This is a genomic window from Variovorax sp. (genome assembly GCF_965279555.1).
Taxonomy (GTDB): Bacteria; Pseudomonadota; Gammaproteobacteria; order Burkholderiales; family Burkholderiaceae_C; genus Variovorax.
The window spans coordinates 3,702,646-3,722,238 of the sequence record NZ_OZ257247.1; the positions used below are offsets into that span (position 1 = coordinate 3,702,646).

Annotated in this window: 22 protein-coding genes; 10 read left to right on the forward strand and 12 right to left on the reverse strand. The window is 64.2% G+C overall.

The window, feature by feature from the left end; genetic code table 11:
* The first annotated feature begins 66 nt into the window (after positions 1-66).
* Both ACQY8B_RS17515 and ACQY8B_RS17520 read left to right on the forward strand, forming a co-directional pair.
* Positions 67-2,304 (forward strand): NADP-dependent isocitrate dehydrogenase, encoded by a 2,238-nt coding sequence (locus ACQY8B_RS17515; protein WP_422087873.1) that lies wholly within the window; start codon positions 67-69, stop codon positions 2,302-2,304.
* A gap of 119 nt (positions 2,305-2,423) precedes the next feature.
* The gene (locus tag ACQY8B_RS17520; protein ID WP_422087874.1) at positions 2,424-2,774 is read left to right on the forward strand and encodes a DUF1161 domain-containing protein; all 351 of its coding nucleotides are present in this window, start codon (positions 2,424-2,426) and stop codon (positions 2,772-2,774) included.
* Positions 2,775-2,789: 15 nt separating this feature from the next.
* Here the strand turns inward: ACQY8B_RS17520 and ACQY8B_RS17525 are convergent, their stop codons facing one another.
* On the reverse strand, positions 2,790-3,350 hold the full coding sequence (locus tag ACQY8B_RS17525; RefSeq protein WP_422087875.1) for a response regulator transcription factor: 561 nt from the start codon (positions 3,348-3,350) through the stop codon (positions 2,790-2,792).
* Positions 3,351-3,650: 300 nt separating this feature from the next.
* On the opposite strand from ACQY8B_RS17525, the gene ACQY8B_RS17530 reads away from it, so the two are divergent.
* Entirely contained in the window at positions 3,651-4,589 is a 939-nt protein-coding gene (locus ACQY8B_RS17530; protein WP_422087876.1) for an AraC family transcriptional regulator, read from the forward strand.
* On the opposite strand, the gene ACQY8B_RS17535 is transcribed toward ACQY8B_RS17530, so the two are convergent.
* Complete coding sequence (locus ACQY8B_RS17535; protein WP_422087877.1) at positions 4,561-5,448, reverse strand: alpha/beta hydrolase; 888 nt, start codon at positions 5,446-5,448, stop codon at positions 4,561-4,563. The two genes, ACQY8B_RS17530 and ACQY8B_RS17535, sit on opposite strands and share 29 nt — an antisense overlap.
* A gap of 56 nt (positions 5,449-5,504) precedes the next feature.
* Entirely contained in the window at positions 5,505-6,065 is a 561-nt protein-coding gene (locus ACQY8B_RS17540) for a nucleoside 2-deoxyribosyltransferase (RefSeq protein WP_422087878.1), read from the reverse strand.
* Between the two features lie 365 nt (positions 6,066-6,430).
* Here ACQY8B_RS17540 and ACQY8B_RS17545 point away from each other — a divergent pair, with 365 nt between their 5' ends.
* The gene (locus tag ACQY8B_RS17545) at positions 6,431-7,189 is read left to right on the forward strand and encodes an SDR family oxidoreductase (protein ID WP_422087879.1); all 759 of its coding nucleotides are present in this window, start codon (positions 6,431-6,433) and stop codon (positions 7,187-7,189) included.
* Between the two features lies 1 nt (position 7,190).
* On the opposite strand, the gene cynS is transcribed toward ACQY8B_RS17545, so the two are convergent.
* Complete coding sequence (cynS, locus tag ACQY8B_RS17550) at positions 7,191-7,634, reverse strand: cyanase (protein WP_422087880.1); 444 nt, start codon at positions 7,632-7,634, stop codon at positions 7,191-7,193.
* Between the two features lie 49 nt (positions 7,635-7,683).
* The gene (locus ACQY8B_RS17555) at positions 7,684-8,097 is read right to left on the reverse strand and encodes a DUF1348 family protein (RefSeq protein ID WP_422087881.1); all 414 of its coding nucleotides are present in this window, start codon (positions 8,095-8,097) and stop codon (positions 7,684-7,686) included.
* Positions 8,098-8,183: 86 nt separating this feature from the next.
* Between ACQY8B_RS17555 and ACQY8B_RS17560 the strand changes: the two genes are divergently transcribed.
* From ACQY8B_RS17560 to ACQY8B_RS17585, 6 genes are all read left to right on the forward strand, one after another.
* A complete protein-coding gene (locus tag ACQY8B_RS17560; protein ID WP_422087882.1) occupies positions 8,184-8,774 on the forward strand; it encodes a TetR/AcrR family transcriptional regulator in 591 nt (196 codons plus the stop codon).
* Positions 8,775-8,839: 65 nt separating this feature from the next.
* Positions 8,840-9,727 (forward strand): LysR substrate-binding domain-containing protein, encoded by an 888-nt coding sequence (locus ACQY8B_RS17565; protein ID WP_422087883.1) that lies wholly within the window; start codon positions 8,840-8,842, stop codon positions 9,725-9,727.
* 109 nt (positions 9,728-9,836) lie between these two features.
* Positions 9,837-10,994, forward strand: coding sequence for an alpha-hydroxy acid oxidase (locus ACQY8B_RS17570; RefSeq protein ID WP_422087884.1), 1,158 nt, complete (start codon positions 9,837-9,839; stop codon positions 10,992-10,994).
* A gap of 128 nt (positions 10,995-11,122) precedes the next feature.
* A complete protein-coding gene (locus tag ACQY8B_RS17575) occupies positions 11,123-12,469 on the forward strand; it encodes an MFS family transporter (RefSeq protein ID WP_422087885.1) in 1,347 nt (448 codons plus the stop codon).
* A gap of 78 nt (positions 12,470-12,547) precedes the next feature.
* Positions 12,548-13,156, forward strand: a complete 609-nt coding sequence (locus ACQY8B_RS17580) for a hypothetical protein (protein ID WP_422087886.1) — start codon at positions 12,548-12,550, stop codon at positions 13,154-13,156.
* Positions 13,157-13,441: 285 nt separating this feature from the next.
* Positions 13,442-13,756 (forward strand): hypothetical protein, encoded by a 315-nt coding sequence (locus tag ACQY8B_RS17585; protein WP_422087887.1) that lies wholly within the window; start codon positions 13,442-13,444, stop codon positions 13,754-13,756.
* 13 nt (positions 13,757-13,769) lie between these two features.
* Here the strand turns inward: ACQY8B_RS17585 and ACQY8B_RS17590 are convergent, their stop codons facing one another.
* The 7 genes from ACQY8B_RS17590 to ACQY8B_RS17620 form a co-directional block, all read right to left on the reverse strand.
* Entirely contained in the window at positions 13,770-14,108 is a 339-nt protein-coding gene (locus tag ACQY8B_RS17590; protein WP_422087888.1) for a hypothetical protein, read from the reverse strand.
* A gap of 229 nt (positions 14,109-14,337) precedes the next feature.
* Entirely contained in the window at positions 14,338-14,760 is a 423-nt protein-coding gene (locus ACQY8B_RS17595; protein WP_422087889.1) for a hypothetical protein, read from the reverse strand.
* Between the two features lie 222 nt (positions 14,761-14,982).
* Positions 14,983-15,279 (reverse strand): hypothetical protein, encoded by a 297-nt coding sequence (locus ACQY8B_RS17600; RefSeq protein ID WP_422087890.1) that lies wholly within the window; start codon positions 15,277-15,279, stop codon positions 14,983-14,985.
* Positions 15,269-15,487 (reverse strand): hypothetical protein, encoded by a 219-nt coding sequence (locus ACQY8B_RS17605; RefSeq protein WP_422087891.1) that lies wholly within the window; start codon positions 15,485-15,487, stop codon positions 15,269-15,271. The genes ACQY8B_RS17600 and ACQY8B_RS17605 overlap by 11 nt, the downstream gene beginning before the upstream one ends.
* Positions 15,488-15,491: 4 nt before the next feature.
* Entirely contained in the window at positions 15,492-15,926 is a 435-nt protein-coding gene (locus tag ACQY8B_RS17610; protein WP_422087892.1) for a hypothetical protein, read from the reverse strand.
* Positions 15,927-15,976: 50 nt separating this feature from the next.
* Positions 15,977-16,423: a DUF4279 domain-containing protein gene (locus tag ACQY8B_RS17615; RefSeq protein ID WP_422087893.1), complete on the reverse strand. Its 447-nt coding sequence runs from the start codon at positions 16,421-16,423 to the stop codon at positions 15,977-15,979.
* Between the two features lie 2 nt (positions 16,424-16,425).
* Entirely contained in the window at positions 16,426-19,530 is a 3,105-nt protein-coding gene (locus ACQY8B_RS17620; RefSeq protein WP_422089064.1) for an RHS repeat-associated core domain-containing protein, read from the reverse strand.
* Positions 19,531-19,593: the final 63 nt, after the last annotated feature.

Genomic DNA, 19,593 nt, shown 5'->3' on the forward strand with positions numbered 1-19,593 from the left:
TTCGTGAACTGATTTATCCCTGAAGTTCACGCCACCCGACAACCCAGGATTTACGGACGCAAGCGCATGAGCTCGAAGCAACCCACCATCGTCTACACCCTCACCGACGAGGCGCCCCTGCTGGCGACCTACGCGTTTTTGCCCATCATCCGCGCCTTCACCAACCCGGCCGGCATCGACGTCACCACCAGCGACATCTCGGTGGCAGCCCGCATCCTGGGCGAATTCCCCGAATTCCTGAGCGACGACCAGAAGGTGCCCGACAACCTGTCCGAACTGGGCAAGCTCACGCTCAAGCCCGAAGCCAACATCATCAAGCTGCCCAACATCAGCGCCTCGGTCGCCCAGCTCAAGTCGGCGATCAAGGAACTGCAAGGCAAGGGCTACAAGATCCCCGACTACCCGGAGAACCCGACCTCGGACGAGGACAAGGACATCCGCGCGCGCTACAACAAGTGCACCGGCAGCGCCGTGAACCCGGTTCTGCGCGAAGGCAACTCCGACCGCCGCGCGCCCAAGGCCGTCAAGGAATACGCACGCAAGAACCCGCACAGCATGGCCGAGTGGAGCCAGGCCTCGCGCTCGCACGTCTCGCACATGCACGGCGGCGACTTCTACCACGGCGAAAAATCCATGACGCTGGACCGCGCGCGCAACGTCAAGATGGAGCTGATCACCAAGAGCGGCAAGACCATCGTGCTCAAGCCCAAGGTCGCGCTGCTCGACCGCGAGGTCATCGATTCCATGTTCATGAGCAAGAAGGCGCTGCTGGCCTTCTATGAAAAGGAAATCGAGGACGCGCACAAGACCGGCGTGATGTTCTCGCTGCACGTCAAGGCCACCATGATGAAGGTCTCGCACCCCATCGTGTTCGGCCACTGCGTGAAGATCTTCTACAAGGAAGCCTTCGAGAAGCACGGCAAGCTGTTCGACGAACTGGGCATCAACGTCAACAACGGCATGGTCGACCTGTACACCAAGATCGCCACGCTGCCCCAGAGCACGCAGGACGAGATCAAGCGCGACCTGCACGCCTGCCACGAGAACCGCCCCGAGCTGGCCATGGTCGACTCGGCCAAGGGCATCACCAACTTCCATTCGCCCAACGACGTCATCGTCGACGCATCCATGCCCGCGATGATCCGCAACGGCGGCAAGATGTGGGGCGCCGACGGCCGCCTGAAGGACGTCAAGGCCGTGATGCCCGAATCGACCTTCGCCCGCATCTACCAGGAGATCATCAACTTCTGCAAGTGGCACGGCGCCTTCGACCCCAAGACCATGGGCACGGTGCCCAACGTGGGCCTCATGGCCCAGAAGGCCGAGGAGTACGGCTCGCACGACAAGACCTTCGAGATCCCGGAAGACGGCGTCGCCAACATCACCGACCTGGACACCGGCGAAGTGCTGATGAGCGAGAACGTGGAGCAAGGCGACATCTGGCGCATGTGCCAGGTCAAGGACGCCGCGATCCGCGACTGGGTCAAGCTGGCCGTCACCCGCGCGCGCAACTCGGGCATGCCGGTGGTGTTCTGGCTGGACGCCTACCGCCCGCACGAGGCGCAGCTGATCACCAAGGTCAAGATGTACCTGCACGAGCACAACACCTCGGGCCTGGACATCCAGATCATGAGCCAGGTGCGCGCCATGCGCTACACGCTGGAGCGCGTCGTGCGCGGCCTGGACACCATCAGCGCCACCGGCAACATCCTGCGCGACTACCTGACCGACCTGTTCCCCATCATGGAACTGGGCACCTCGGCCAAGATGCTGTCGATCGTGCCGCTGATGGCCGGCGGCGGCCTGTACGAGACCGGCGCGGGCGGCTCGGCCCCCAAGCACGTGCAGCAGCTGGTGGAAGAAAACCACCTGCGCTGGGACTCGCTGGGCGAATTCCTCGCGCTGGCCGTCAGCCTGGAAGACCTGGGCCTGAAGACCGGCAACAAGAAAGCCGCCATCCTGGCCAAGACACTCGACACCGCCACCGGCAAGCTGCTGGACAACAACAAGAACCCGTCGCCCAAGACCGGCCAGCTCGACAACCGCGGCAGCCAGTTCTACCTGGCCATGTACTGGGCGCAGGAGCTGGCCGCGCAGACCGAAGACAAGGAGCTGCAGGCCCTGTTCGTGAAGCTGGCCGAATCGCTCACCAGCAACGAGAAGAAGATCGTCGAAGAACTGGCCGCCGTGCAGGGCAAGCCCGTGGACATCGGCGGCTACTACCTGGCCGACAAGGCGAAGTTCGAGGCGGTGATGCGCCCGAGCGCCACGCTGAACGCGGCGCTGGCTTCCGCGCAAGGCTGATGCGCTGACGAGGCGATGAGCCCGCGGGACGGCGGCAAGCGCCGTCCCCGGCTCACTCGCGCAGAGCGAGGGACGGAACTAGACTGTTCGCCCCCTCAGCTCTTCCAGGCAGGCCCCTCATGAAATACCGTCTGCTGATTTCACTCACGCTGGCCTTCGCGTGCGCCGCCCACGGCGCCGAAGACTGCGAGGCACTGCGTACCCGGATCGAATCGAAGATCGCCGCGGCCGGTGTCGCGCGTTTCGCCGTCACCGTCGTCGATGCCAGCGCAACGGCGGCCGGCCAGGTGGTGGGCAGCTGCGAACTCGGCGGCAAGAAGGTCGTGTACGAGCGCGACGTGGGACCGGTGCGGGAAGGCGTTGCTCCCGCGCCTGCTTCAGGGGCGCCGTCCAGCGGCAGCGAGCCGATCCTCACCGAATGCAAGGACGGCACCGTGTCCGTCGGCGGCGATTGCAAAAAGCAGCCGTAGCACGACGCCGCCGGATCAGCTACCCCGGGCCTCCAGGCCGAGCAGCCCCATCTGCATGCCTTCGCGCACGGCCTGCGCACGCGACTTCACTGCCAGCTTGCGGTAGATGTTCTTGACCTGCGCATCGACCGTGTGGGGCGAGCGGTAGCTCGTCTCGGCGATCTGCTTGTTGCTCAGCCCCTGGGAGACCATCCGCAGCACGTTGATCTCTCGCGGGGACAGCGAAGACCGCCCGCAGTCCGGGCCTGCCGGCTGCAGGCTGCGCACCCGCCTTGGCTTGGCGGGCGTCCGCACCGAAGGCACGTCGACCTTGACCTCGTGCATCTGGCGCGCATCCAGAATGCGCTGCGCGATCCGCGACGCCGTCGCCGCGTCGCCTTCCGCGACCAGCCGCATCAGGAAGGCCAGCTCGACCTCGTTCGCCTCGGAGAACAGCGAACCCACCGCGCCCGCCGCGGCCACGGAGTCCGTATGCAGCGCCTGCGCGGCCATGGACAGCGCGGCCGGCTCGATGCCGCGCTTGCCCTCGCGCATAGGCTCGGTGGGGATCCTCTTTGTCTTTTTATCGGACAGCATGTGTCGGCGCTCGCTCGGGAAGGGTGGAAAACTGCGAGACCCCTTGGCTGGGAGCCTCCGCGTGGCCCTGCAACCACGTCACCCCGAAGATTGCTTTCGTATGACAAACGGCCTTGACCGTGCGTCTCAGTTCTTGCGAGAATCCGCCGGAAATCCGTTATTTTTTGGCACTTTTGGTTTATTTTCAGGTTTTCTGAGAGCCTCTCCGCCTGATTCGGAGTGTTTTTGATGGGCTTGCGCGAGCTAGAAACCGGCGTCCGTTCCCCGCTGGGGAACCGCATCTCCCACAGCCATTTCGACGTGGCTGCGGAACCCCCACAGCGGCAATTCCTGGCCTGGCGTGAGCGCGTCGGCCATGTGATCGACGTGGTGCCCTCGTCGGCCGACATCGGCAAGCCGTTCCACGCGTCCATCGACCGGTACGAGGTCGGCGACATCGTCTTCACCGACTGCCGCTCCGACGCCATGCTGCTCGAGCGTTCGCTCGCGCGCATCTCCACCGACAACGTCCGCAACTACGCCTTCCATGTGTTCGCCGAAGGCGATGTCGACAGCGTGACCGTGCGCTCCTCGGCGCAGCGCGACGCGCCGGCCGCCGCGAAGTTCGTGGCGCTCGACATGGGGCAGCCGGTGCGCATGCATCGCAACGCCTGCCATGTGCTGACCTTCTTCGTGCCGGGAACGATGGTGCAGGAGGTCTTTCCGGACCCCGCGGCAGTGCACGCCCGCACGATGCAGCCCGACTCGCCCATCGCGCGGCTGGCGCTGGACCATACGGCCGCCCTCGGCCGGGAGATTGCGACGCTGAGCGCCCCGGCCGCCGAAAGCGCCGTGCGCGACGCCGTGCAGTTGCTGATCGCGGGCTTCGGCAAGCAGGCGCGCCTGAGCGGCGGCGCGCGTGCAGCCGCCCGCGCGGCGATGTTCGGGCAGGTGCGACGCTATGTGCAGGCCAACCTGCATCGCGCCGACCTGTCGCCGGAGAACGTGCTGGCGGCGCTGCACCTTCCGCGGCCGACCCTGTACCGACTGTTCCAGCATGAAGGCGGCCTGGGTGCGTACATACGCCACCTGCGGCTGCGGCATGCGGCCGACGACCTCGTGCGCTATCCGCACATGATGGTGACTGACGTGGCCTATGGCGTCGGGTTCAAGAGCCCGTCGGACTTCACAAGGGCTTTCCGACGGGCCTACAGCATGTCGCCGCAGGAATTCAGGGCTTCGTCGGGCGCGCCGCACTGACCACCCGCGCGATCCACGCCAGCAGCACGGCGACGACTTCGTCGCGGTTGACCTCGTTGAGCGTCTCGTGGCGCGCACCGCCGAAAACGTGGCTCGACACATCGCTCAGGCCCGCCTCGCGGTAGCGCTGCACCAGCGGATAGAACCACTCGGCCTTGTTGCTGACCGGGTCCTGGTCGCCGATGAACAGGTACAGCGGCAGATCGGGGCGGATGCGCTTTCGCATCGCCTCGGGCGTCAGGTCCGCCAGCTTCGCGAACATCGAGCCCAGCCCCTCGGCCGAGACGGTGAAGCCGCACAGCGGATCGGCGATGTAGGCATCGACCTGCGCCGGGTCGCGGCTGAGCCAGTCGAACGGCGTGCGCACATCGGGCAGCGCGGCGTTCATGTCCTCCAGCTTGAAGCCGGACTGCAGCGCGGCACCCAGCAGGTCGAGCGCCGAGGTGCCCGAAAGCACGGCACCCGCCAGCAGTGCGCTGTGCTCGACGAGGTAGTACTGCGTGGCGAACGATCCCATGCTGTGGCCCAGCAGGATCAGCGGCAGGCCCGGATGCACGCCGCGCACATGGCGGCTCAGGAGCGCCATGTCGTCCACCAGGCCGGCGAAAGCGCGTGGACCGAACTCACCCAACTCGCCGCGCGCGGCGGCGCCCTTGCCGTGGCCCCGGTGCTCGTTGGCGTAGACGACATAGCCGGCCTGCACCAGCGCTTCGGCCAGATGCCGGTAGCGCAGCGAATGCTCGCCCATGCCGTGCGCCAGTTGAATCACGGCGCGCTGCGTCGGGCCCTGCCAGCGATGCGCTTCGATCGCGATGCCGTCGTTGGAAGTCAGGTCGAAGTGCGTCTCTGTGCTCGGCATGCAGTGCTCCATTGAAAAGGGAACGCCATCCTAGGGGGTGGCGGGCGCAGCGGTGATCAGGGCTTTCCAGCTTCTTGCGCGCAGCGAACCCCAAGCAGCCCGGCCATCTTCTTCAAGGCCGCTTCCAGCGTGGGCTCGATGTGGATCGAGCAGGCCAGCATCAGGTTCAGCGGCTGGCCGAAGTCTTCGACGGCAATGCCGGTACCGCGCTCGCGCAGCATGCCGCTCGGGTCCTGCTCGCACGGCAATGCTGCCCGCACCCGGGCCGCATAGCTGCCCTCCGGCACGCCGTAGGCCGCGACGGGAATCCCCAGCGCAACCGCCGCCCCCACCTCGAACACCGTGCCGGAATCCGGCTCCAGGCCCCGGAAGCATTCGAGGTTGGCAACGACGCCATCGGCGCTGCGCAGCAGCCGCATGTTGGCTTCGTAGATCTTCCGTTCCAGGGGAATGGGAGACGGGTCTTCGCTGCCATCGGCCGGCGGCAGGGCGTCGAGGCCTGCCGCATCGCAAGCGGCGGCCATGCGGACGAAATGCGCCTTCGCGTCAGGGCGAAAGACATCCGGCCCGGCCAGGTAGACGCGCGGGCGTGGCGCGATGTCGGGAGCTTCTTGCATCGACAAAGCATCGGCGATTTCCGGGCCGGGCTCAATCCCGGCGGCGTGACGGGAAGCAACCGGCTGCCAATTTCATTCGTGGCGGATTGGGCAAGAAATACGTACGAACCGGCTACCACCCTGCCCGCGCTTTTCTGAAGAATCGCCACATTGCACAGCCCCGCGTGCCGCCCTAGCGCGAAAGTACCAAGCGGCACCCCGATCCAGGGTTGCCCCCGCCCCAGGTTTTGCAGGATCAGGCAAAAACCGCGTTCGATCCGGATACCGCCTGCGGCCCTTGCCGCGAGAAACTTCTCTCCATGCCCGGCACACGCTCTTCTCTGGTGTGCGCCCCACGGCAAACCGACCAGCACAAGGAGTTCTCCATGACCGCAATCCAGGAAAAAGTCGTCCTCATCACCGGCGCGAGCAGCGGCATCGGCGAAGCGACCGCGCGGCTGCTTGCGCGGCGCGGCGCCAAGGTGGTGCTCGGTGCGCGTCGCACCGACAAACTCGCGGCGCTCGCGGCCGAGATCGAGGCCACCGGCGGTACCGCCAGCTTCCAGCGCCTCGACGTGACGCACCGGCCCGACGTGGAAGCATTTGCCGAGTTCGCGCTCGAGACGCACGAGCACATCGACGTGCTGGTGAACGCCGCGGGCGTGATGCCGATGTCGCCGCTGTGGAACCGCAAGATCGAGGAGTGGGAACTCATGATCGACGTGAACCTGCGCGGCGTGCTGCTCGGCATTGCGGCCGTGCTGCCGACGATGCAGGAGCAGGGCTGGGGCCACATCGTCAATGTGGCGCCGGTGGCGATGCAGGGCGTGTCGCCCTCCTCCGCCGTCTATCACGGCACGCAGTACGCGGTGAACGCGATCTCCGAAGGGCTGCGCCAGGAGCACGCCGGCCGCCTGCACGTGACGATGATCAGCCCCGACGTGAACGGCCCTGGCGACCCGCTGGCCGAACGCATCGCGGCCAGCTACTCGCGCGAGCGCATGCGCACCAACCGGCGCATCGCGGTACCGGTGGATGCGGTGGCCCGCTCGATTGCCGGCGCCATCGAGGGCTACGGCATCACTGTCGACACGATGCGGCTGCCCTACAGGCAGAAGCCGCATCCCGCCGTGTACGTGCAGTGATTCAGTACGTCTTGTAGGGCAGGAACTTGCCCGACAGCACCACGTTGACCCGGTCGCCCTTCGGGTCGGCCTGGCGCTGGATGTCCATGCTGAAGTCGATGGCGCTCATGATGCCGTCGCCGAACTCTTCATGGATCAGTTCCTTGATGGTGGTGCCATACACGCTCACCACCTCATACCAGCGGTAGATGAGCGGGTCGGTCGGCACCGGCGTGGGCAGCGAGCCCTTGTAGGGCACCACCTTCAGCCACTTCTGCTCTTCCGGCGTGAGGCCGAAGATCTTGCCGACGACCTTGGCCTGCTTGTCGTCGAGTGTCATCTGGCCGAGGCAGGCGGCGGTGGTCCACTCTTTGGAGAGACCTACCTTCCTGGCCACGTCGGCCCACTGGATGCCCTTGCTCACCTTGACGGTGATGATCTTCTCCGTGACGTCGTTGCGGTTCATGCGGTCTCCTGTTTGAACAGTCCGGAGCAAGCAACAGCCGTGCCGGAGGTCATCGGAACTTGCGCTCCGCTTCCTTGATGGGCTGGTCGTTGATGCTCGCGAAGCGGCGCTGCATGAGGCCGTTCTCCGCGAACTCCCAGTTCTCGTTGCCGTGGCTGCGATACCACTGGCCCGCGTCGTCGTGCCATTCGTACTCGAAGCGCACCGCGATGCGGTTGTCCATGAAGGCCCACAGCTGCTTCTTCAGCCGGTAGTCGAGCTCGCGCGCCCACTTGCGCGACAGGAACTCGACGACCTGCTCGCGGCCGTTGACGAACTCGGCGCGGTTGCGCCACTCGGTGTCGGGCGTGTAGGCCAGGCTCACGCGCACGGGGTCGCGCGAGTTCCAGGCGTCTTCGGCAGCCTGGACTTTCTTGATGGCGGATTCGAGGGTGAAGGGCGGCAGCGGCGGGCGTGATTCCATGAGGGTCTTTCAATGAAGTGGCAAGAGGGAATGCGCCGCAATGTGCCACATGTAGACAGACCTGTCTACATGCCTACAATCGCACCATGGACATCTCCGCACTGCCGGCGCGCGAGCGCATCCTGCTCACCGCGCACGACCTCTTCTATGCCGACGGCATCCGCGCCACCGGCATCGACCGCGTCATTGCCGCGTCAGGCGTCACCAAGGTCACGTTCTACCGGCACTTCCCGTCGAAGGACGACTTGGTGCGCGCCTTTCTCGACCACCGCCACGGCCTGTGGATGGCCTGGTTCGTCGACGCGCTGGGCCGGCGCGGCGCGCAGCAGCGCATCGAGGGCGGGCAGGCGCTGATGGTGCTGGCCGACGTGATGGCCGAGTGGTTCGCCGACCCGGTGTTTCGCGGCTGCGCGTTCATCAACTCGGTGGTGGAAATCGGCGCCAGCGTGCCCGGAGCCACAGGCATCGCGCGCGAGCACAAACGCGAGATGGTCGAAGTCATCGCCGGCCTGCTGCCCGACGGGCCGCAACGCATGGCGCTCGCGCAGGCGGCGGCGCTGGGCGTGGACGGCGCCATCGTCAAGGCGCAGATGGGCGACGCGGCACTGGCGCGCGAAGCCGTCGACGACCTGCGCCGGCTGCTTCAGGCACTGACGGCCACGCTCGCCGCAAGTTAGGCCCCGACATCGGCACCAGGAAGCGTTCGATACCATCGAACCCCGCTGCTTTCGCCGACAAGAAGATGGTTTCACCGCGTCTCCCCTCGACCCAGGGCCTCCAGGCCTTCGAGGCCGTAGCGCGCCTGCGCAGCGTCAACCTGGCGGCCGAAGAGCTCAGCGTGACGCCCAGCGCGGTGAGCCACCGCATTCGCCAGCTCGAGATTCTGCTGGAGCTCAAGTTCTTCACCGGCAGCGACTTCAGCCTCAGCGCCGACGGCATGGCCTACCTGGCCCGCGTGCGCGAGGCCATTGCGGCACTGCAGCAAGTGCCCGGCCGCGAGCCGGCGTCGCAGATGCGGCGGCTGCGCGTGGCCGTTACGCCCACCTTCTCGCGGCAGATACTGCTGCCCCGCCTCGCGCGCTTTCGCGACACCTACCCGAACATCGAGCTGATGCTGCAGGTGACGGCGCCGGTGCGCAATTCCACACTCGAAGAGGTCGACCTGGAGCTGCGCTTCGGCACCGGCCCCTTTCACGACCGCGAGTTCTGCCAGCTGCTGGCCGACGAGGTGTCGCCCGCGTGCAGCCCGGCCTACCTGCAGCGCCACGGCCCGTTCGAGGGCGGCTTCTCGACCGATGCCGAGGTGTCGCGCTCGCAGTTGCTGCGCACGCCGCTGGAGTCGTGGCGCACCTGGTTCAAGGCCTGCGGCATCGGCCTGCCCGAGCCCGCCACCGGCCACCAGCTCACCGACCTGGGCCTGGCGCTCGATGCGGCGGCGGAAGACTTCGGCGTGGTGCTGATGCATTTGAAGCTCGGCAGCGCCTGGCTCGACAACGGCCGGCTCGTGCGGCTGTCGCAGCGCAGCGTGCCTTCGCCCAACGCCTACTTCCTGTGCTGGCGGCCCGGCACCATGGAACGCTGGGAATGCGCCACCTTCGTCGAGTGGCTGCGGCAGGCGCTGCGGGACTGAATTCTTTTCAGCAGAAGCCCCGGCTTTTTTCAGATGGCCGGGCTGGGCAGCTGCAGATAATGTCCGGTTAGCCCCCGCCAACCCACAAAGACCATCCAGGAGACGCCCCGTGCCCGACCTTTCCAAGATCACCAGCATCGAAGACCTGCGGGTGATCGCCAAGCGGCGCGTGCCGAAGATGTTCTACGACTACGCCGATTCCGGCGCCTGGACCGAGGGCACCTACCGCGCCAACGAGAGCGACTTCCAGAAGATCAAGCTGCGCCAGCGCGTGGCGGTGAACATGGAAGGCCGCTCGCTGCGCACCACCATGGTCGGCCAGGAAACCGCCATGCCGGTGGCCATTGCGCCCACCGGCCTCACCGGCATGCAGCACGCCGACGGCGAGATCCTCGGCGCCCGCGCGGCCAAGGCCTTCGGCATTCCGTTCACGCTGTCGACCATGAGCATCTGCTCGCTCGAGGACATCGCAGAGCACACCGGCCGACATCCGTTCTGGTTCCAGCTCTACGTCATGAAGGACCGCGACTTCATCGAGCGCCTGATCGAGCGCGCCAAGGCCGCCAACGTCACGGCCCTGCAGCTCACGCTCGACCTGCAGATCCTGGGCCAGCGCCACAAGGACATCAAGAACGGCCTCACCGCGCCGCCCAAGCCCACCATCAAGAACCTCATCAACCTCGCCACCAAGCCGGCCTGGTGCATGGGCATGCTGGGCACCAAGCGCCGCACCTTCGGCAACATCGCGGGCCATGCCAAGGGCGTGAAAGACCTGTCCTCGTTGTCGTCGTGGACCGCCGAACAGTTCGACCCCGCGCTCAGCTGGGCCGACGTGGAGTGGATCAAGAAGCTCTGGGGCGGCAAGCTCATCCTCAAGGGCGTCATGGACGTGGAAGACGCGCGCCTGGCCGCCAACAGCGGCGCCGATGCGCTCATCGTGTCGAACCACGGCGGCCGCCAGCTCGACGGCGCGCCCTCTTCCATCGCGGCGCTGCCCGCCATCGTGGAAGCGGTGGGCAGCGAGATCGAGGTGTGGATGGACGGCGGCATCCGCAGCGGCCAGGACGTGCTCAAGGCCCGCGCGCTGGGCGCACGCGGCACGCTCATCGGCCGCAGCTTCCTGTACGGGCTGGGCGCCTACGGCCAGCCCGGCGTGACGCGCGCGCTGCAGATCATCCAGAAGGAACTCGACATCACCATGGCCTTCTGCGGCCGCACGAACATCGACGACGTCGATTCGAGCATCCTGCTGCCCGGCACGTTCTAGGGCCTGTGGCCTGTGCGAAGGCCACTTCGGGGGTAGGCCGATGCGGCGCCGGCTGACACGGCGCACCCACGTGCGGGCGCAGAATGTTTTGGCAACAACAACATCGCCTGCACGGCGGCAAAGGCACCATGAGCGCAGTCACGCCTACCCATGGAGGCCAGACGGCTTCCTCTTCTTCGTCTTCTTCGTCCCCACCGCACTACAGCGCTGAAGAAAAACGCCACCGCGTCTTCGCGATCATGGCGGCCTCGTCGGGCAACCTGGTCGAGTGGTTCGACTTCTACGTGTATGCCTTCTCGGCGCTGTACTTCGCGCCGGCCTTCTTTCCCAAGTCAGACCCCACCGCGCAATTGCTGAACACCGCCGGCGTGTTCGCGGCCGGCTTCCTCATGCGGCCCATCGGCGGATGGCTGTTCGGCCGCGTGGCCGACCGGCTCGGGCGCAAGACCTCGATGCTGATCTCCGTCACCATGATGTGCGGCGGCTCGCTGGTCATCGCGGCGCTGCCCACCTATGCGCAGATCGGTGCGTGGGCGCCCTTCCTGCTGCTCATCTGCCGCCTGTTCCAGGGCTTGTCGGTAGGCGGTGAATACGGCACCACCGCCACCTACATGAGCGAGGTCGCGCTGCGCGGCCAGCGCGGCTTCTTCTCGTCGTTCCAGTACGTCACGCTCATCGGCGGGCAACTGCTGGCGGTGCTGGTCATCGTGGCGCTCGAACAGCTGCTGACCGAAGCCGAACTCAAGGCCTGGGGCTGGCGCATTCCCTTCGTCATCGGCGCCATCGCCGCCGTGGTCGCGCTGCTGCTGCGCCGCACGCTGCATGAAACGCAGAGCGCCGAGGCCCGCAAGAACAAGGAGGCCGGCAGCATGGCGAGCCTCTTCAAGCACCACACGCCGGCCTTCCTGACGGTGCTGGGCTACACGGCCGGCGGCTCGCTCATCTTCTACACCTTCACCACCTACATGCAGAAGTACCTGGTGAACACGGTGCACCTGCCCATCAAGACAGCGAGCTACGTCATGACCGGCGCGCTGTTCGTCTACATGTGCATGCAGCCGGTATTCGGCGCGCTGTCGGACCGCATCGGGCGGCGCAACAACATGCTGCTGTTCGGCGGACTCGGCGCGCTGGCCACGGTGCCCATTCTCACGGCCTTGCAGCACACCACCAGCCCGGTGCTGGCCTTCGTGCTCATCATCGTGGCCCTGGCCATCGTGAGCTTCTACACCTCCATCAGCGGCATCGTGAAGGCCGAGATGTTCCCGCCCGAAGTGCGCGCACTGGGCGTCGGGCTGGCCTACGCGGTAGCGAACGCCATCTTCGGCGGCTCGGCGGAATACGTGGCGCTGGGCCTCAAGTCGCTGGGCCACGAGTCGGCCTTCTTCTGGTACGTGAGCGCGATGATGGTCCTCGCCTTCGTCGTCAGCCTGCGCCTGCCGCGGCAGGCCAGCTACCTGCATCACGATCACTGAGGGCGCAAAACCCCTTTGTTCGGGCAATTCAGACCCGAAGCGACGGGACATACTTCCGGCCTCCAAGAGGAAAGAGGCATGAAGTCAAAGCTGGAAACAGCCATGGTGTGCGGCGTTGCCGTGCTCGTCTACGGCGCGCTGATCGGCGTCTTCGCGGCCTATCCACCAGCCGCCACCGGCGACTGGGCCGCATGGGCCCAGGCCTTCGGCTCGGTCACCGCCATTGGCCTGGGGCTGTGGGTCGTGCAGCGGCAGCACACGCTGGAAATGCAGCGCCGCGAGGCACGCAAGCTGGCGGCGCGGCTTTCAGTGCACCAGGGGGCGCTGCAACTGATCAACGCGGTTTATGTGGTCGCGGAGAAGGTCAAGTCGCACCCCGACGAAACCGCGCTCGACCTGCTTCACCTGTCGCTCGAAGTCGAAGGCATCACGTCCGCGCTGGCGAACGTCGACCACCTGCGTTTCGAGACCCCGCGTGCGATCGACGCACTGCTGGCGGCGCAGGCGGCTTCGAGAAAACTGCTGGCGCATCTGCAGCGGGCATATGACCTGTCGCTCGATGGGCGGGGGCACAAGTGGGCGCCGGTGAAGGAGTTTGCAGAGCAGGCCAGTGCTTTGGTGAAGCCGCCGATGGAGGCGTTTCGGATGGAAGTCGCCGAGGCGGAGAAAGTGGTGGCGCTGGGCTGAGGCCGGGGCTGCAAACATCGCGTGGCTATACTGCCGCCGTCATGTCAAAAACAGGCGTGATCGGGATTGGCCTCCCGCTGAAATCACTGCGACGCAAGCCGCAGTCACCCCGCAGGGTCTGCGGCTTCGTCGTTCGTGCCTCCAGTTTTGGCGGCTCGATGGGCGGGCGCGAGCCCGGCCGGTTTCACGCAAGTGGTTTCCCGGTAGGCCAACCCGTCGAGCCGCCGCCTCCGATTGGCCTCGGGTGCGTCGGTTTCAGCAAACCGAAACCCTTGGAGGCCAAACATGGCTGCATTTGCTCGCGCGTCCGCGCACATCCCTTCGCTCCCCGCATCCTCAGAAACCGCCAGCGTCGAATCGCTTGCCCTGCAGGCATGCGACGACATCGACAGCCTTCACGAGGTGCGGCGTGCGTATGCGGGCCTCGAGAAGCTCATCGCTTCACAGGCAGTGACCGACACGGAAGAGATTCATCCGACCCGCACCGAACTCAGCGCGCTGGTGCGAGTGGTCAATGACGAGCTGCAGCGGCGGATCGAAAAGGCCGACACCACGGTTCAGGCGCTACGTGCCTTGTTGGGTGAAGGCTGTTTGCAATGAACACGGGCAGCCTTCAATGCCACGCCACCAGCAGGCTGCAAACGAGCATGCCGCCCAACACAGGCAACCACAATCGCCGCTCGCGCCTGCTGGGTGTCATTGCATTGGCGACGCAACCCAGCACGCAATAGCCGACGACGATCCACGCGCCAAAGCGTGATCCCGCATGAAATTCCGGCAACGCCCATTGCACCCGGGCCAGGATGACCAGACTGGCTAGGCCCAACAGCAAGATCGAAAGCAAGGGAATGATTCGGGCAAGCAAAGGCAATCGCCCGCGCCATCTGCCACCACAGGTGAATTCCCCCCAGGGCATCCCCAGCACGAGCGCTGCCTGGAAGCTGGCAACCACGGCGCAGGCCAATAAGAAAACAGGCTGCATAGTGGGTCATGCATTCATCCTACGGTCTTCCGCTGAAATGAGGATGAAGGTCTGCTGAGCAAGAACTTAAGCCACCACGGTGGCATGGTTTACACCAACCGCCCCCTTGAAAGCCGGGGCGATTCATGGCGGTGATAAACAAGATCCGAAGAGGAGACCGGGTCCGAGGAAGGTTCGCGACAAACTGGCCGTTGCAAATTTACTTCGGCCTTTGCAAGTCTGGAAGCACCTCGATGCCGATGCGGACCCCGAGTCTTGACGCCAAAAGCATAGGCTCGGGCATGAGATCGCTGCCGATATTGAGCACCCCAGGTAACTGCACGATCACATGCAACTCACCACCGGATGACAGCAGCCGAGAAACGAAATCTTTTCGCCCTTCCAACCATCCGAGGATTTCGCCGACTTCGTCAAAAAATAGCCTCTGCCCCTCCGTCCATGAGACGTGCCCCCACATGGTGTCTCCGTGACCACCCTCACCTGCATTCCAGGAGTAATCGGGCTCCATCCCCAGCACAGCCGTGATTTCGCTCACCGGTATGTTCGTATTTTTTATCAGCAATCGGATGCTGTAGTAGTACGCAGTCTTCGTAGCGAAGTCACTCAGTTCTCGTTCACTCATCACCAATCTCCTCGTTGTTTACGACCGCGATCCTGCTTCCACGAGGGCTCTCTGTCCTTACTGCAAAGAACTTTCCTCCCAAGGAGTTCGGTCCAGCTTTAAATCGACGGGCTCTCGCTGAAATCGCTGCGCCTAAAGCCGAGGTCAACCTTCTACGCCATGTGGTTAAGAGCATCTCTGCTCATTGAAAGCCTATCTCGACTTTTGCAAAGCAAAGGCATCTCATTGCCCAACTTTCTCGCCGACATAGCGAAGCAGCGGAGCAACATGGGCCAGCATGATGGAGACGGCTTGATCTTTGTCATCAAGAATTGCCGACAAAAACTCCCAGTCGTCATAAAGTTGCCCGTGATCAAAGCTTTCTGGCTTCTTAGCGAAGTCATACCGCTCTCCTTCGGCCACGTCCCAGTAGCCGTCGTTTTCGAGCTTGACACTGATCTGCCCAAGGTCATGTTCCATGTGATCGAAAATTCGATTGATCACCAACCGGAGTTCGGTGAGATTTATCTCAAGTGCCATTTGTTCGCTCAGATTCTTCTAGCTGTTTTTTGAGATTGGCTATCTGACGCCGCGAACTGGCGATGCGGCTCGCGAGCGTGCCGTTGGCGTTGTAGGCGTAGCTGACCTGCTGCACGCTGCCGTTGATCAGAGTCTGCTTCTTGAAGGTGACGCGGCCGAAGGCGTCACGGGTGTACTCGGTGGTGCCGCTGCGGTCGATGATCTCCAACAGATTATGGCCGCGCACCCTCGTCAGCACGAGCGAACCTCACCGTCCTTTGCTGAATTTTGTCTACCCCCACAAATTCACCTTCCCCGACCATACTGACAGCATACGTCGCGTACTCGAACTTGGAACTGGGGAGCGGCCGACCGTCCTTGCTCATATATTTTCTCTTGAAGTTCGTGCCATCAAATGACCACTCGCCAGCATACGATACCTCTACGGCTTCTCCCTTTGAGTCGACGAATTTTTCGATTTCGCGGAATGCACCATCTTGATCAACCTTTGTGACGGCACGAGTCTTGGTTCCTTCGAAGTCGATCTCACTAAGCCACGTACCGACCAACTTTTGTCGGATGTTGTCTTCCGCGAGAGGACTTTTTTTCTCACACGAAACAATCGCAATCAGCAGCAGAGCAAGAACTAGTAATTTCAGTGCGCGCATAAGGTATTAGGGGTGACACGGCAGCTAGCACCACGTCCGCAGACGCAGCACTACTCTTGCGAATCATCGGGCTCAACATAGACATCGAACTGTAGTTCAACACCATGCTCGGCAAGCATTCGCATCAACGTGGGCGGAAGAACTGGGCCGCCGCCACGCCCGCTGCTTGCCCAGAAGCATGAAATGAACGCTCTGCTTCCGAAGGCGTGCATATCGTCGATTGATCGATTCGGCGCCAGCTGCTTCAACAACCACGCAATGTGATCTCCAAGCTCCAAACTCTCGACCATATCTTTGGAGGAGAGACGCCAGAAGTAGCGGGAAGGAACCGCCGGAGTAATTCGCAGCATGCCTCCCAACCTGGCGCGTCGCTTGATCAATTCCGGGGATTGCGTGTCAACAACGTCGTTGGATACCAAGCCAAGCACTCTCTGTGCAGTAACGCTGAGTTGGTCATCTGTATCGCTGCTAATAACTAAAGAACAGTAAGTTCGCATGACTACTCTTCTCCTCCACGTCCATACCCACCGCCGCCGCCCCGAATCAGTTCATTGACATTGGGCCGTTTATCGCCTTTGCTTTTTCCGCCTCGACCGCTTTTGCTCCCTTTTCCTCGCTCACCAGACTCTTTGTAGTCCTGATAAAGGGCATCGCAGACCTGCTTGTTGGGAATGTCGACTCCCCCGTAGTACGGTTTTTGTTTGTGCCACCAATCCTTGAAACCCTGATCCCTGCCGTACCCAAACCATGGATCGGCACTTGCAACGAGGCCCAATGGATCCATGAAGAGTAGCGGGTTCAGTTCGGCATAGGCAAATGGATTCCACCCGCCATCCAGCCCGATGGGATCAGGCTGGCTGTACCGCCCCGTCCTACTGTCATAGCTCCTGAAGTAGTTGTAGAACAGCCCCGACTCCTCATCTCCATACTGCCCCGGGTACCGCAGGTTGAACCTCACCTCCGCGATGTTCGTGGTGCCCGGGTTCGGTGTTGTCTCCGTGTTGGCGAACCTACTCCTTGCCGTGGTGGGCTTGTCTTCCCCGAACGCGCTGTAGCCCCACTGCCAGACCGCCTGCCCATTCGCATTCGCGAGCTTCCGTGGCGTATTCAGGTGATCGCTGTGCACGGCATAGGTGTTGCCATTGACGATGGCCGCAATCGGCATCGGCCCGTTGCCCGTCGGCAGGTAGATGTACTGGCTCTGCCCCGCACTGTTCGTGCCACCGCTGCCCACCTCCGCGATCAGCGTGCCCTGCTCGTCGTAGACGTAGGCATAGCCCAGTTGCTCCGCCTGTGTTGTCGTTGGACTCCACAGCTTCGTGAAGAACGCGATCAGGCTCTGCATGAACCCCGGGTCGGCCGCATTGCCCTGGCTCGGCGGATACAGCGGCTCCGTCTTGAACACCCGCTGCCCCAGCGCGTTGTGCGCGTAGCGCGTGGTCGGGCTGGTGTCCGTGGCACCTGTGGTCGATGCCGCCAGGCGCCCTTCGGCGTCGTAGGTGTAGCTGCGCAGGCCATCCGTCATCATGTCGCCGTTGGCGTTGTAGCCGTAGGTGACGCTGGTGTTGCTCGCGCCGTTGATGGTCTGGCTGAAGCCCGTGAGCCGGTTGCTCGTTGCACCCACCGTGTAGGTGCGGCTGGTGGTCTGGCCGTTCAGGGCCCGGGTGCTGCTGCTTCGGTTGCCGTTGGCGTCGTAGCCGAAGCCTGCGGTGTTGCCCGTGGCGTTGAAGCTCACGATGCGGCCCACCGCGTTGTAGCCCACGCTCCAGGTGATGTTGCCGCTTGCGATAGTGTTGTGCGTCGGGTCGCTGTCGCCGGGCTGGTAGAGGTTCTGCGTCAGGCTGGTGATGCGCCCGGCTGCGTCGTAGACGTAGCTGCTGAACTCGGTGCCGGTCAGCCGGCCTGCGGTGTCGTAGGCGCGGCTGGCTGCGATGGCCGGGCTCGAGAACGCCCAGCTCCACGCCGTGGGCTGGCCCAGCGGGTTCCAGGCGATGCCGCTGACCAGCGGGGTGCCGTTCCAGTTCAGGCCTGTCAGGCGCCCGGTGCTGTCGTAGACATGCGAGAGGCTTCCCCCGTTGGGGTAGCCGATGCTCGCGAGCGTGCCGTTGGCGTTGTAGGCGTAGCTGACCTGCTGCACGCTGCCGTTGATCAGGGTCTGCTTCTTGAGAGTGACGCGGCCGAAGGCGTCGCGGGTGTACTCGGTGGTGCCGCTGCGGTCGATGATCTCCGACAGATACCCTTTGCTGTTGGCCGTGAGGTCGTAGCGCAGGGTGGTGGTCTTGCCGTCGGCGAAGACCAGGCCTGTGGGGCGGCCCAGGGCATCGCGGGTGATGGTGGTGGCCTGGCCCAGGGCGTCGGTGATCTGGCTGGGCAGGCCGAGGTTGTCGTACTGGGTGTTGGCGGTGCCGACGTCGGCGCTGGCTTCGGTGGTGGCGTTGCCTTGGGCGTCGCGCCCATACGCAGTCACGACGCCCTTGAAGTCCTTGGCTTCGGTGATGGCGTCCAGGGCGTTGTACTTCAGGGTGGCTGTGGCGTTGGCCGCGTCGGTCACGGCCTTGACGCGGCGCAAACCGTCCAGGCCGTACTGGGTGCTCTGGTTCAGGCCGTTGGTGTTGCGTGTGAGTTCGCCATTCGCGTCGTAGCCGAAGGTGCTGGTCTGGTTGGGGCCTTCAGTCTTCGAGGACAGCCGGTTGATGTTGTTGACTGCACGGGCCACGCTCCAGGCCACGTTGCCGGCGCTGTCCTTGATCTGCTCAGCGGTGCGGTTGCCCATACCGTCGAGGGTGTAGGTGCCGGACTCGCCGCGGTTGTTGCTCCAGCCTGTGAGGCGGTGGGCTGCGTCGTAGGTGTACGTGAGGACAAGGCCTGTGGGCAGGGAGACTGTCTCTACCGTGCCGTAGGGCTTGTAGGTGAGGACGGTGGTCTGGCCGCCCACTGTCTGGGTCAGCAGACGGTCGCGGGCGTCGTAGGTGTAGGTGGTGACGAGGCCGTTGGGGGCCGTCGAACTCACGACGCGGTTGGCGTTGTCGTAGCCATAGCTGGTGACGTGACCTAGTGCATTCGTCGATGTGAGTACGTTGCCTCGCACGTCGTAGGTGTAGCTGGTGACTGCGCCGTTGGGCTCGGTGGCTGTAGCGACCAACTGTTGGGCGTTGTAGGTCCACTGCCAGACCTGCGCCTTGTTCGTCACCGTATCCGTGATGGTCTTCGACAGCGTGTTGCCGAAGGCATCGTAGGTGTAGGCCGTGGTACGACCGGCTTCCGTCACGAGCACAGGCAACGCAAAGGTCGCGTGCCATTGAGTGGTCACCGTCTGGGCATCGGGAGTGCCAGAGGCGTAGACCACGGTCGTAGGTAAACGGCGGGCGACATCCCATGTCGTCGTGGTGACCGCCCCCTTGAAGTCGGTCTCCTTGGTGATCAGGCCATTGGCATCCTGCACGCGACTGGCTGCGTCGCTCTTGCCTTCGCCAGAGGGCAACGAGCCCCCAGTCACAGCAAGCTTACCGAGCGTGGTGCCGTAGCTGTAGTTGCGGCTCGTGCCCAGCGGATCGACCACCGTGGCGGAGCTCGAGGACGGATAGCTGACCTGGTAATTGTCCACGGCGCCCGCCAGTTGGGTGCTGATTGCACGGCCTGTGCTGTCATACGCGAACGTGCCCCAGCG